The organism is Planotetraspora silvatica (assembly GCF_016863315.1).
In the GTDB taxonomy this organism is placed as follows: Bacteria; Actinomycetota; Actinomycetes; order Streptosporangiales; family Streptosporangiaceae; genus Planotetraspora; species Planotetraspora silvatica.
Genome location: NZ_BOOQ01000009.1, coordinates 302,639 through 315,036, shown reverse-complemented (window position 1 = coordinate 315,036; position 12,398 = coordinate 302,639). Strand labels below are relative to the sequence as shown.

The 12,398-nt window shown below is 70.8% G+C and carries 12 protein-coding genes; 5 read left to right on the top strand and 7 right to left on the bottom strand.

The genetic code is table 11. From position 1 onward, the window contains the following. Positions 1–23: 23 nt before the first annotated feature. The 5 genes from Psi02_RS09145 to Psi02_RS09125 all read right to left on the bottom strand — a co-directional run bounded on the left by Psi02_RS09145 (position 24) and on the right by Psi02_RS09125 (position 4,028). A complete protein-coding gene (locus Psi02_RS09145; RefSeq protein WP_203972998.1) occupies positions 24–206 on the bottom strand; it encodes a hypothetical protein in 183 nt (60 codons plus the stop codon). A gap of 51 nt (positions 207–257) precedes the next feature. Next, positions 258–521, bottom strand: coding sequence for a WhiB family transcriptional regulator (locus tag Psi02_RS09140; RefSeq protein ID WP_203953879.1), 264 nt, complete (start codon positions 519–521; stop codon positions 258–260). 120 nt (positions 522–641) lie between these two features. Then, complete coding sequence (locus Psi02_RS09135; protein ID WP_203972997.1) at positions 642–932, bottom strand: hypothetical protein; 291 nt, start codon at positions 930–932, stop codon at positions 642–644. A gap of 136 nt (positions 933–1,068) precedes the next feature. Next, the gene (tesB, locus tag Psi02_RS09130; RefSeq protein ID WP_203972996.1) at positions 1,069–1,953 is read right to left on the bottom strand and encodes an acyl-CoA thioesterase II; all 885 of its coding nucleotides are present in this window, start codon (positions 1,951–1,953) and stop codon (positions 1,069–1,071) included. A 26-nt stretch (positions 1,954–1,979) separates the two neighbouring features. Next, positions 1,980–4,028, bottom strand: coding sequence for an ATP-dependent DNA helicase UvrD2 (locus Psi02_RS09125; RefSeq protein ID WP_239094738.1), 2,049 nt, complete (start codon positions 4,026–4,028; stop codon positions 1,980–1,982). Positions 4,029–4,142: 114 nt separating this feature from the next. Here Psi02_RS09125 and Psi02_RS09120 point away from each other — a divergent pair, with 114 nt between their 5' ends. Together Psi02_RS09120 and Psi02_RS09115 are read left to right on the top strand one after the other, a co-directional pair. After that, a complete protein-coding gene (locus Psi02_RS09120; RefSeq protein WP_239094737.1) occupies positions 4,143–5,111 on the top strand; it encodes an alpha/beta hydrolase in 969 nt (322 codons plus the stop codon). Between the two features lie 99 nt (positions 5,112–5,210). After that, complete coding sequence (locus Psi02_RS09115) at positions 5,211–5,450, top strand: mycoredoxin (protein WP_203953628.1); 240 nt, start codon at positions 5,211–5,213, stop codon at positions 5,448–5,450. Positions 5,451–5,465: 15 nt separating this feature from the next. Here Psi02_RS09115 and nudC read toward each other — a convergent pair whose 3' ends face one another. Continuing rightward, the gene (gene nudC, locus Psi02_RS09110; protein ID WP_203972995.1) at positions 5,466–6,368 is read right to left on the bottom strand and encodes an NAD(+) diphosphatase; all 903 of its coding nucleotides are present in this window, start codon (positions 6,366–6,368) and stop codon (positions 5,466–5,468) included. 123 nt (positions 6,369–6,491) lie between these two features. Between nudC and Psi02_RS09105 the strand changes: the two genes are divergently transcribed. The 3 genes from Psi02_RS09105 (at position 6,492) to Psi02_RS09095 (ending at position 11,230) form a co-directional block, all read left to right on the top strand. Next, positions 6,492–7,673 (top strand): ATP-grasp domain-containing protein, encoded by a 1,182-nt coding sequence (locus Psi02_RS09105; RefSeq protein ID WP_239094736.1) that lies wholly within the window; start codon positions 6,492–6,494, stop codon positions 7,671–7,673. Beyond that, positions 7,670–9,325 (top strand): IucA/IucC family protein, encoded by a 1,656-nt coding sequence (locus tag Psi02_RS09100; RefSeq protein ID WP_203972994.1) that lies wholly within the window; start codon positions 7,670–7,672, stop codon positions 9,323–9,325. The genes Psi02_RS09105 and Psi02_RS09100 overlap by 4 nt, the downstream gene beginning before the upstream one ends. 207 nt (positions 9,326–9,532) lie before the next feature. Beyond that, positions 9,533–11,230, top strand: coding sequence for an IucA/IucC family protein (locus tag Psi02_RS09095; protein WP_203972993.1), 1,698 nt, complete (start codon positions 9,533–9,535; stop codon positions 11,228–11,230). On the opposite strand, the gene Psi02_RS09090 is transcribed toward Psi02_RS09095, so the two are convergent. Then, the gene (locus Psi02_RS09090) at positions 11,212–12,267 is read right to left on the bottom strand and encodes a type III PLP-dependent enzyme domain-containing protein (RefSeq protein WP_239094735.1); all 1,056 of its coding nucleotides are present in this window, start codon (positions 12,265–12,267) and stop codon (positions 11,212–11,214) included. The two genes, Psi02_RS09095 and Psi02_RS09090, sit on opposite strands and share 19 nt — an antisense overlap. Positions 12,268–12,398 lie beyond the last annotated feature (131 nt).

The following is a 12,398-nucleotide window of genomic DNA, read 5'->3' as shown; positions in this document are numbered from 1 at the left end:
CGCGTCTTCAGGCACGTCTGCCGTCACACACGCGATAACGCGTCGCTGAGGCGGCGGGAGGCGCGCTCCATCCGCCGGCGAGCCTTGCGCACGCTGTTGACCCGGCTGGCGAGCCGCTCCTCCTCGGCTTCGAGGTGGAGGGTTCGTATTCGCTCGTGAACCATTTCTTGATTCAGATACAACGACGCGCTCGGGGAGAGGTTCATGCGAGTGGTTCCTTTCGGATTGCTACTGCTTGTTGCTGGCGAAATTGCTGGTCAGGCCGCGACGGGGGCCTTCCTGGGACGCCCCCTCGGGCGCTTGCGGGGTACGACGACTCCCCGCAGGATCAGTTCGCCGCCCCAGACGCCCCACGGCTCCTCGCGCTCCAGCGCGCGAGCCAGGCAGGCCTTCTGGATCGGGCAGCCCCCGCAGAGCGCCTTGGCGAACTCGACGTCCTCGGGAGACTCGGCGAACCACAGGTCGGGCTCGGTACGACAGGGGATTTCGGCTTCGATCAGGTCCATGACCGGGGCCGCCATCTGCGTCACCTCTTCGTTCGTTCTGGTCTGGTTGTCCTCGTGGGTGGGCGGGAACGTGGCCGGACAATAAGAAAGGCCGCGGATCCTTTGCGGATCCGCGGCCTGGAGAGAGGTGACCGGTCAGGTTATGACTGGTTCTCTCCAGGCGTACCGCGGACCCTGCGCCCCACCATTGGCGGTGCGGTCGGTCTGCTCATCGCTCAGCGGTCGGACCACAGGGATCCGGACATAAGCGGGGGTGCCGTGGCTGGCCATGCCGGCGAGGTCGCCGAAGGCTGACGTCACACGCTCTCTGACGATCGGAGCCTCGGCGCGAACGGCCTTGCCACCCGAAAGTTCGATTTGCGCGATGACGGCGGCCAGGCATGCGAAAGCGAGCCACGTGGCCAGGAACACGGTCATGTTCTCCACGGGACTCACCTCCACTCGAATGCGATCGGCCGGACGGACTGTCCGGCGGCTTCCTGCGACCTCATGACTGCTGAGATCAGTCATGACCCTAAACGCGAACCGCAGGGGTGGGCAACCTATTTTCTACCTGCGATTTTCACGACTTCATGACATCTTCGCTGACCCGGATCATGCACTCCTGAACCACCGACACCACGAGGTCACCCGAGGGTGTGAACATCTCCCCGCGGGCGAGGCCTCGCGCGCCTCCCGACCAGGGCGACTCCTGGGCGTAAAGCAACCAGTCGTCGGCGCGGAACGGCCGGTGGAACCACATCGCGTGGTCGAGCGACGCTCCGCGGACGTTCGAAGAGCCCCAGGCCAGGCCGTGCGCGAGCAGCACGGTGTCCACGAGTGTGAAGTCGGAGGCGTAGGCGGCGAGCACCACGTGCAGCAGCGGATCGTCGGGCAGGTCCGCGTCGTAGCGGAACCACACGTGGTTCTCCGCGCTGATCAGGCTCGGGTCCTTCTGCGCCTCCCAGGTCAGCGCGTTCACGTAGCGGGCGTCGACCGGGCGCGGCCTCGACAGGTGGTCGCGCCACGCCGGATCGTCGCCGACGACGTTGACCATGCGCTCCTGGAAGGTGGGCAGCGTCTCGGGGGCGGGCACCCGCGGCATCGTCACCGCCTGGTGAGAAACCCCTTCCTCAAGGATGTGGAAGGACACCGACATCGTGAAGATCGCTTTGCCGTGCTGGACCGCCACCACGCGCCGCGTCGTGAACGAGCGGCCGTCCCGGATCCGCTCGACGTTGTAGACGATCGGGATGGCGGGGTCGCCGGGCCGGATGAAGTAGGCGTGCAGGGAGTGGACCATGCGGTCGGAGGGGACCGTGCGACCGGCCGCCACGAGCGCCTGCGCGGCGACCTGACCGCCGAAGACCCGCTGGATGCGCTCCTCTGGGCTGCGCCCCCGGAAAATGTCCAGCTCGATCTGCTCGAGGTCGAGCAGACCCAGCAACTCCTTGAGCGCCGAGTTCACGGGGCCTCCATCACGCGGGGGATTTATTACTCATCAGTAACACTAGTGGTGGCGCGGCACAGATCCAGAACGGCTTCGCCGTACCGGTCAAGTTTGACGCGTCCGATCCCCGCGATCGCGAGCAGGCCCTCCTCCGATGTGGGAACCCGCTCCGCTATGGCCTGCAGCGTCACATCGGTGAACACGACGTAGGCGGGGACCTTCGTCTCCTTGGCCACGGCGGACCGCCAGGACCTGAGGCTTTCCAGCAGGGCCTCATCGTAGTCGGCGGGGCAGGTCGCGCAGCGGCCCAGTTTCTGCTCGGCCGCCACGACCAGGGTCTTGCCGCAGATCCGGCAGTGCAGCGGCGCCGCCGTCTTCTTGGCGCCGCCGGAGGGCCGCTCCACCCGGCTCACGACCGGGGTCCGCGGCGACAGGCCGTCGAGGAAGCGTGAGGGGCGGCGGGAGCGACGTCCGCCGGGCGAGCGGGCCAGCGCCCACGACAGGTGCAGATGCTCGCGGGCGCGGGTGACCCCCACGTACAGCAGGCGCCGCTCCTCCTCGACCTGCTCGGGGGTCTCCGCGTAGATGATCGGCAACATGCCCTCGGTGAGGCCGATGAGGAAGACCGCGTCCCACTCCAGGCCCTTGGCCGCGTGGAGCGAGGCGAGCGTCACCCCCTCGACCGGCGGCGCGTGCTGCTCGGCCGCCCTGCGCTCGAGTTCGGTGACGAAGGCGGCCAGGTTCGCGCCCTCCGCCGCGAGGTCCTCCGCGAGATCGGCGAGGGCCTTCAGCGACTCCCACTTCTCCCTGGCCTTGCCGCCACTGGGCGGCTCGGCGGTCAGCCCGATCCCGGACAGGATCGCGTGCACTCCGGGGGCCAGCGGCTCCTCGTCGTTGGCCGACCGGGCGGCGCCCCTCAGCAGCACGACGGCCTGCCGGACCTCGGGGCGCTCGAAGAACCGCTCGGCGCCACGCAGCAGGTACGGCACGCCCGCCTCGGTGAACGCCTGCTCGTACGCCTCCGACTGGGCGTTGATCCGGAACAACACCGCGATCTCGCGGGTGGGCACGCCGTCGGCGATCAGCTTCTTGACCGTCAGCGCCACCCCGAGGGCCTCGGCCGGCTCGTCGTCGTACTCGGTGAAGACGGGCTCCGGCCCCTCCGGCCGCTGCGCGACCAGTTCCATCCGGTGCACCGACCGCGCGATCACCCGGTTGGCCAGCGTGACCACCTGCGGCGTCGACCGGTAGTCGCGGATCAGCCTGATCACGCTGGCGGAGGGGTGCTCGACGGCGAAGTTGGTGAGGTAGTGCGGGGTCGCCCCGGTGAAGGAGTAGATCGTCTGGTTCGGGTCGCCCACGACGCACAGGTCGTCGCGCCCGCCGAGCCAGGTGTCGAGCAGGAGCTTCTGGAGTGGGTTGACGTCCTGGAACTCGTCCACGACGAAGTAGCGGTACTGCTGGCGGATCTGCGAGGCGACCTCGCGGTGCTCGGTCATGACGGCCGCGGTGAGCTCGAGGATCGTCTCGAAGTCGATCAGGTTGCGCTGCCGGCGCAGGGTCTCGTAGCCCTCGTAGAGCCGGGAGACCTCCTCGGGCGCGACCGGAGGAGTGCGCCGGGCCTTCGCCGCCGCGGCCGGGTAGTCCTCCGGGGCGACCTGGGTGACCTTCGCCCACTCGATCTCGCTGGCGACGTCCCTCAGCTCGCCGCGGTCGGGATTCTTCCGCAGGCGCCTGCAGGCCTCGATCAGCAGCGGCAACTTCGACTCGACCACCTGGGGCGGGTCCCCGCCGATGACCCGCGGCCAGAAGTAGCTCAGCTGGCGCAGCGCCGCGGCATGGAAGGTCCGTGCCTGGACGCCGGGGGCGCCGAGTTGGCGCAGCCGCTGCTTGAGCTCGGCGGCCGCCCGGGTGGTGAAGGTGACCGCGAGAACGCCCTGCGGATCCACGATCCCGCTCTGCACGGCGTAGGCGATGCGGTGGGTGATGGCGCGCGTCTTGCCCGTGCCCGCACCCGCGAGCACGCACACCGGGCCGCGCACCGCCTCAACGACCTCGCGCTGTTCGGGATCAAGGCCCTCGAGGACGTCCAAATGGGCTCCCAATATGCGATGCGGACGGATGTACTGGCATCATCCTTCCAGCAGCCGCCCTGGCGTGTCCTGAGACCGGGTCGGCACACGGTACCAGCGGGGAGGAACCAGCCCGTGCGGAAAGCCGTGGGCGCGGCGATCGGGGTCGGAGCGCTCACCCTCGCCGTGATCCTGTTCGCCTTCCCCGGACAAAGAGCGGTGCCCGAGGCGGTGAAGTCCCCGGTGGCGGTGAAGACCACCTCCACCACGTCGCCCGCGCCATCCCACCAGCCGACGCCCACCACCCGGCCGCTCGCGTCCGCGTCCGACATCAAGGTCCGCACGGTGGCGTACGGCAGTGGCCCCCGGCAGCGGATGGACGTCTGGTGGCACACGAAGGGGCCGAGCCGCCCGGCGGTGTTCGTCATACACGGCGGCTGGTGGTCGGGCGGCGACAAGAAGACCATGACCACCGTCAGCAGGAGCTACGCCCGTCTGGGCTACACCGTGGTCAATCTCGACTACCGGCTCTCGGGGGACGCGCCCTGGCCGGCCCAGCGGACCGACACGATCGCCGCGATCGCCGCCGCGCGCGCTCACGCCGCCCGTTACAACACCGACCCCGACCGCTACGTCCTCGTCGGCTTCTCCGCGGGCGGTCACATCGCGGCCGCGGTCGGCACCTACGAGAACGGCCTTCCGGGCCTGCGCGGAGTCGTCGGCGTCTCCCCCGTGATCTCCCCGCTGACGTCCTACGCCGACGGGGGCGAGGGCGGGAGCCACGACCAGCGCAAGCTCCGCACGACCGCCACCGCGCTCGCCGGGGGCTGCACGCCCTCCGAGTGCCCCGACGTCTGGGCGAGCATGGAGGTCTCCGAGCACGCCTCGGCCGGCGACGCCCCGATGCTCGACGTGCACTCGCAGGACGAGTTCGTCCCGCCGTACCAGAGCGAACTGCTCCAGCAGGCGCTGAAGACGTACGGCGTGCCGATGTCCATCAAGGTCATGCCGGGCACCCAGCACAGCGCGCCGCTCTACCGGGAAAAGGGAGTGGCCAAGGCCGTCGAGGACTGGATAGCGGCACGACTCGAGTCCGACAGGTGATCACCGAACATGGTTCGGGAAAAGGGCCGGAACTGGGAACACGGCGCGAATCCGCCGTGTTGACGGTGATTACTCGGTTCCGCGCACGGAAGGACGATCATGTCGCTCACGGTCTACACAACCAGTTGGTGCGGCCCCTGTAAGCGGCTCAAGAGCCAGCTGACCCGGGAGGGCATCGCCTACAGCGAGGTCGACATCGAACGGCATCCCGACGCGGCCGAGTTCGTGATGAGCGTGAACAACGGCAACCAGGTCGTCCCCACGGTCGTGACCGACTGCCACACGATGACCAACCCCTCGGTCGCCGAGGTGAAGCGCCACCTTCAGGGCGCGTGCTGAGCGCGGCTCAGCCTGTCACCAATCGCCGGGGATCGGCTTGCCGTACCAGGTCTCGATGAGCCTGCGGGCGATCGAGACCTGGCCGGGCAGGCGAAGCCGGCCGGACTCGACCTGGGCGGTCAGTTCGTCCCGCGACAACCACTGGGCCTCGGCGATCTCGACGGGGTCCATGACGATCTCGGTCGTGGTCGCGCGGGCGACGAAGCCGAGCATCAGGCTCCGCGGGAACGGCCATGGCTGACTCCCCATGTAACGAGGAGCGGTGACCGTGATGCCGACCTCCTCCAGCACCTCGCGCATCACGGCGTGCTCCAGCGACTCGCCGGGCTCGACGAACCCCGCCAGGACGGACATGCGCCCCTCGGGCCACTCGGGGCCGCGGGCGAGCAGCACACGGTCCTCGTCGTCGTGGATCAGCATGATCACCGCGGGGTCGACCCGGGGGAAGTGCTGGCTCCCGTCCTTCGGGCAGACCCGCATGTGGCCGGAGGATGTGATCGTCGTACGGCTCCCGCAACGCGGGCAGAACTCGTGAGTCGTGTGCCACGCCTCCAAGGCGACGGCGTACACGACGAGTCCCGCGTCGCGATCGTCGAGCAGGGCGCCCGTCTGCCTCAGCCCCGCGGCCTCACCGGGCGGGAGTGGAGCCTGGACCGCGAAGTAGGCCACGCCGTCGGGGTCGACGCCGAGGAGATAGCGGGGACCCTCCGGCGCGTCCAGTGGAGACAGGAACACGACGGCGGCGCCGTCGGTGAACCTGCGGATGACGGTCTGGCCGTCGCGGACGACCAGGACCCGTGTCTTCTCGTCGGCCCACGCCCGGGCCAGCCACTCCTCGTCGCCCCTGAGCGCGGCCGACCGGTCGATCGCGTTCCGTGCCAGCAGCAGCGGGCCGAGCAGGCCTTCCGAGATCTCCACGGCGTCATCCTTCCACGGGTGCCTCCACAACACGCGTCCGCCGGTGGCGATTCCCGGCACGAACCGATCTGACCGTGACTAGGATGCAACGAGTTAGGTTAGGCTTACCTACGGAGGATCTGCGTGCGGCTCTACCTCACGGCGCTCAACCCGACCGACTCCGTGATGGACGGTTTCCTGCCCGCCGCCGCCGCGCTGGGGTGGGACGTCACCGTCCTGACCGACCAGCCGGGCGGATATCCGGACCATGAGGCCATCGAGACCGACGTGCGCGACCCCCGCGCGGTGATCGACGTCATCGCCGGTCACCATCGGCCCGACGTCGTCTTCTCCAACTCCGACCATCTCCAGGCGGAGACCGCGCTGGCCGCCGGTTACTTCGGCCTGCCGGGCAAGGACTGGCGCGCCTGCGTCACCGCCAAGAACAAGGCGCTCACGCGCCGCCGTCTCGCGCCGGTGGAGACCGTCCGGTCCGTACGGCTCCCGCCGGGGGGCGACCTGCCGCCGGCCCTGCCGTACCCGGTCGTCGTGAAACCGGCGATGGGCGTGGCCAGCGAGGACGTCATGCTCGCCGCGGACGTCCACGAACTGGCCGCGGCCGTCTCCGAGATCAGGAAGCGGCGGCCCGGCGACGTCCTGGTCGCGGAGGAGTTCCTCGACGGCCGTCTGCACACGCTGGAGACACTGGGCGACGGGCGGACGCTCCGCGTCCTGGGCGGCTTCAGGACCACACTCGGCCCGTTGCCGCACTTCGTCGAGGAGCGCCTGGATTGGCAGCCCGATCCCGGCGGCGAGCACGTGACGCACGTGGCCGCCGCCCTGGACGCGATCGGCGCCGGCTTCGGGGTGTGTCACACGGAGTACATGGTCACGGAGGACGGGCCGCGCATCGTGGAGGTCAACTACCGGCTGATCGGCGACAACTGTGACTTCCTGCTCGGCGACCTCGTCGGTGTGCCACTGCACGAATGGGTCCTGCGCGTCCACGCGGGCGAACCCCTGGACACGCTCGGCGGCCGGGCAGGCCCGCAGGACGACCTGTTCGGCACGGCGGTCAGCCTGATCGCCGACCGGTCGGGCGTCATCACGGCGGCGCCGTCGGCCGTGTCGCCGGACGAGTCACCCGGCGACACGGCCGGGGTCCGGCTCTGGCACCGGCCGCTGCGCGCGATCGGCGACCGGGTGGAGGTGACCCACACGAACAGGGACTACCTCGGCATCGTCCGGGCGATCGGCCCCGACCAGGTCACCGTGGACGCCGCCGTCGACTCCTTCCGCGAACTCCGGCCCTGGACGATCGCGTGACCGAGGTGCGCGGCAGGGAGACGTACCTTGCGGTCCGCGTCCTGGACGCCCTGCTCCGGGAGGACTACGCGAGCATCGCGTCCCGCCTGACGAGCGACAAGGACGGCGTCGCCGTCGTCCTCGCCTCCGGCAGGCGGGTGCGACTGGCCGTCGGCTCTCCGTTCCAGGACTTCGCCGTCGCCGAGGGGAGGGCGGGCCAGAACGGCGGACTGACCCTCGCGGAGGTGCTGCACACCCTCGCCGTGGTCGCCGACCCCGCCGACGCCCCCGGGGTCGCGGCCTTCACCAGGGAGTGCCACGAGGCGCTGGCCGCGCTGGTGCTCCATGACCGCCACCGCGCGGAGGTCGCGGCCCGGCTGCGCGGCCGGGAGCGCACACTCCTCTTCTACGAGGCGCTGGCCGCGACCGTCGACCATCCGATCTATCCCACGGCCCGGTGCCGTCTCGGCGTCTCGGAGGCGGACCTTCTCGCCCACGCGCCCGAGTTCGCCCCCTCCTTCGACCTGGCCTGGGCGGCGGTCCCCAGAGAGCGCGTCACACTGTCCGGCGCCGGACTGCCGGGCCGGTGGCCGGGGGCGGGCGACATCGGACTGCCGGACTGGTGGCCGGGGGCGGGCGACATCGGCCTCCCCGAGCGGTTCGCCGCCACCCATGTGCCGTTCCCCGTCCATCCGCTGACCGCGCCGGTGACCGAGGGCCTTCCTGGAGTCGTCATGGGAACCAAGCCGCATCTGACGGTCCGCCCGACCCTCTCCATGCGCACGGTCGAGGTCGACGAGCGGACCCACCTCAAGCTGCCCCTGGCGACGAGCACCCTGGGGCTGCTCAACCGGCGGTCGATCAAGCCGGCCACGCTCGGGGACGGGGCGCTCGCCGAGTCGCTCCTGCGTGAGGTGATCGCCCGGGAGCCCGCCGCGCGGGTCTCGCCGGCCGGCGAGCAGACCTACGGCCACGCCGGCCACGAGTACCTCGGCTGGCTGATCCGGGACCTCCCCGAGGGCGAGATCGTGCCCGTGGCGTCCCTCCTCGCCCCCTGGCCGGACGGCGACGGGAGGCGACTCGTGCTCCACGACCTCGCCGACCGCCACTACGGCGGGGACGTGCGCGCGCTGCTGCGCGACTACCTGTCGGTGCTCCTGTCCTGGAACACCTGCCTGTTCGTCCGGTACGGCATGGCCCTTGAGGCCCACCAGCAGAACCTGGCGCTCGTCTTCGGCGGCGGGCCGATGCGGCTGCTGCTGAAGGACAACGACGGCCTGCTCGTGTCCCCCGGTCTCCTGGGCGCGGCCGGGATCGAGACGCCCGCCTTCTCCGACCGGCGCATGCTCACCGACGACCCGCATGCGCTCGCCGACGTCTTCGTGACCATCACGCTGCACCTGGCCGCCGCCGCGATCGTGTTCCCGGCCCTGGGCGCGGCCGGCCCCGACTCCTCGGCGTCCGCGCTGATCAGGGACGAGTTGTCGGCGGCGCTCGAGCCCTACGGCGACGACCCGATGGCGCGGCTCCTGCGGGCCAGGACCCTCGACTCGGCCCGGCTGATCGGCAAGTCGATGGTCGTCGCCGGAACCCTCGTGGACAAGCGAAGGTCGGGAGCCGCCGACATCAACAAGTTCTACGGCATAACCGGCCCCAACTACCTCCGCCCATGACCCCCCACCACCCCCTTGGCCGTGATCATGCACACCTTCGTGATCATGCCCGTCGACCTGCGACAACCCCGAGCGTGATCATGCACACTCTCGCGATCATGCCCGCCGGCCTGCGGCGACTCCGGTCGTGATCATGCACGAATTCGGCGGCTTGCCGCCCGACCTGGCCTTCCCCGATCCGTGACCATGCAAAGGGGCACATCACCCATGGACCGCCTCCTGCTCGACCCGCACGTCTCCAGGGCCGAGGAGGTCACGCTGGGCGCGCTGCTGCGATGTTGCGCCCGGGAGCTCAGCGGCCCGCGCGGCCAGGTGTGGCCGGCCGAGCCGTACCTGCTGCTGGAGGTCGCGGGGACCCTGATCCGCGTGCGCGCGCACGGCGGCATCGCACTGCGCTTCGAGGGCCGGGCCGAGTGGCTGTCGGACGGGTCGTGGCTGCCCCTGACCTCCGACCTGCTCGTCGAACTCACCGAGCGCGAGTTGGAGGAGGCCGGCAGCGCAATCGACCGCGCGATCGACCGCGCGCCCGCCCGCACGTCCGCACACGGGAACGGGAACGGCCGCGGGAACGGGAGCGGGAGCGGGCACGGGGGTAACGACGAGTTCGCCGCGCAGGTCGCCGCCAGCCGCGACGCCATGGCGGAACTCCTCACCGCCCGTGCGCGGACCCGCCCGCCGTCGGACCCGTGGCTGACGTCCGAGCAGTCGCTCGTCGACGGCCATCCCTTCCACCCCTCGCCGAAGGCGCACACCGGCCCAGGACTGACCCGGTACGCCCCGGAGGCGCGCGCCGAGTTCCCGTTGCGCCTGCTCGGCGTCCGCGCCGATCTCGTGGCGGAGCAGGGGGACACCACGCCGCTCGACAGGCTCGGCGCCGCCCCCCGCGGGTACACGCTCCTGCCCGCACATCCCTGGCAACTCGAGCTCGTCGCCGACGACCTGCGGGACCCGCTCGCCGACGGACGGCTCATCGACCTCGGGTACGGCTCCCGCCCGGTGACCCCCACATCGTCGGTGCGCACGGTGTACGACGCCGTCACGGAGAACTGCCTGAAGTTCAGCCTCGACGTGCGGATCACCAACTGCGTCCGCAAGAACGCCTGGTACGAGCTGATCGGAGCCGTCGAGCTCACCGAGCGGCTCCGCCCGATCTTCGGCAGCCTGGCCGCCGACTTCCCGGGCACGCGCTGGCTTCCCGAGCCCGGCTACCGTTCGGCGGCGCTCGGGACCCGGCTGTTCGAGGCGCTCGGGGTGATCATCCGTTCCGGCCCGTGGCGGGAGTGCGGGCCTGGTGTGACCCCGATCCTCGCCGGGGCGTTCGCGACCGCCGGGGACGACCTGCCCGAGGCCGTGCGAGCCCGCCGGTGGGAGGACCCGCTCGGCTGGTGGAGGGCCTACGTGGAGCGGGTGGCTCCGCCGGTGCTCGACGCGTACTTCACGCACGGGGTCGTCCTCGAACCTCATGTGCAGAACGTCCTCATCGGCGTCGGCGCCGACGGGCTCCCCATGGAGGCGATCTTCCGCGATCTGGAGGGGACGAAGCTCGTGGCCGGCCGCCACGACCTGACCGGCCTGCCGGACCGGGTGGCCGAGGCGGTGACCTACGAGGCCGGCCAAGGCTGGAACCGGGTCGTCTACTGCCTCGTGGTCAACCATCTCGCCGAGGTGGCGGCCACGGTCGCCGGGACGGACCGGCTGCTGGACGACTTGTGGCACGTCGCCCACGAGGTCCTGGAGGACTACGCCGGGCGGCGCGGACGGCCTGCCCCGCTGGCGGAGCTGCTCGGGGGCGCGCCGCTGCCGGCGAAGGCCAACCTGGGCATCCGCTGGACCCGCTCGGCCGACAGGGCGGCGGGGTACACCACCGTGGCCAACCCGCTGGTCGCCTACTCGCCCCGGAGGTAGTGGAAGGCGGGCTTGGGGTGCATCAGGAAGTCGTGGTGGGAGATGTTCCACGCGTAGGCCCCGGCCATGGCGAACTCGACGACGTCGCCCACCTGCAGCCGCACCGGCACCCTGCGGGCGAGCACGTCCTTCGGCGTGCAGAGCTGCCCGACGATCGTGATGGGCTCGCCGGGCTCCCCCGTCGCCAGCGGCTGGTCGTGGCCCTTGGTGGCCGGGGTCCGCAGGTGGTGTGTGCCTCCCGCCACGACGGCGAACAGTTCGCCGTGCACCCGCTTGACGTCGATCACCCGGGTCACGTAGCGGCCGCAGTAGACGGTCAGGGCGCGGCCCGGCTCGACCCGCAGCACCTCTCCCGGACGGCGCAGCGCCGCGAGGCCCTTGCCGTACGAGTGCCAGTCGAACAGCGCGCCCGGGTCACGGTAGGACACCGCCATGCCACCACCGAGATTGATCTCGGTGAGACCGAGGCCGCGCGCGTAGTCGAGCACTCCGGCGGCCAGCTCCAGCAACCCTGCGGCGTCGAGCCCGCTCGCCAGGTGGGCGTGGAGCCCGCGGAGACGAACGGTGTCCTGCCTGTCCAGCAGGTCGACGCACTCGGCGACGCCCGCCGGATCCATGCCGAACGGCGTCGCCCCTCCCCCCATGACCAGTGAGGCCCCGTCGACCGGGAGATCGAGGTTGGCCCGCAGGAGCACATCGGCCGGCCGTCCGGACGCGAGCAGCCGGCGCAACTCACCGGGGCTCTCGACGTGCAGCCGGGTGACCTCGGCGGACAGCTCCGCGTCGGTCTTGCCGGGGCCGCCCAGCGCGACCTGGGCGCCGGGGAACAGCCCGCGGACGTGCGCGAGTTCCCCGCCCGAGGAGACCTCGAATCCGTCGACGTGGGGGGCGAGCACCCGCAGCAGCTCGGGATCGGGGTTCGCCTTCACGGCGTAGTAGAGCTCGACCCCTTCCAGCGCGGCCCGTACGGCTCCCGCATGGGCGTCCAGCCCGGCCAGGTCGTACACATAGGCGGGCAGTTCCCGACTGTCTGTCACGTGGACGCCTCCGATCGCTACGAGGGTTGCTCATACGAGTGAGAACTCTCCACCGCCGTGGGGATTTCCTCCACCCCCGCCTCTCGACCACTCTTCGGTGTGGCTACGTTCCGTCACACTCCTGCCACGAC

Bases quoted from the DNA above. Each gene is read 5' to 3' on its own strand.
- Psi02_RS09145 (WP_203972998.1), bottom strand. From the start codon at position 206: ATGAACCTCTCCCCGAGCGCGTCGTTGTATCTGAATCAAGAAATGGTT.
- Psi02_RS09140 (WP_203953879.1), bottom strand. From the start codon at position 521: ATGGCGGCCCCGGTCATGGACCTGATCGAAGCCGAAATCCCCTGTCGT.
- Psi02_RS09115 (WP_203953628.1), top strand. From the start codon at position 5,211: ATGTCGCTCACGGTCTACACAACCAGTTGGTGCGGCCCCTGTAAGCGG.
- Psi02_RS09095 (WP_203972993.1), top strand. From the start codon at position 9,533: ATGGACCGCCTCCTGCTCGACCCGCACGTCTCCAGGGCCGAGGAGGTC.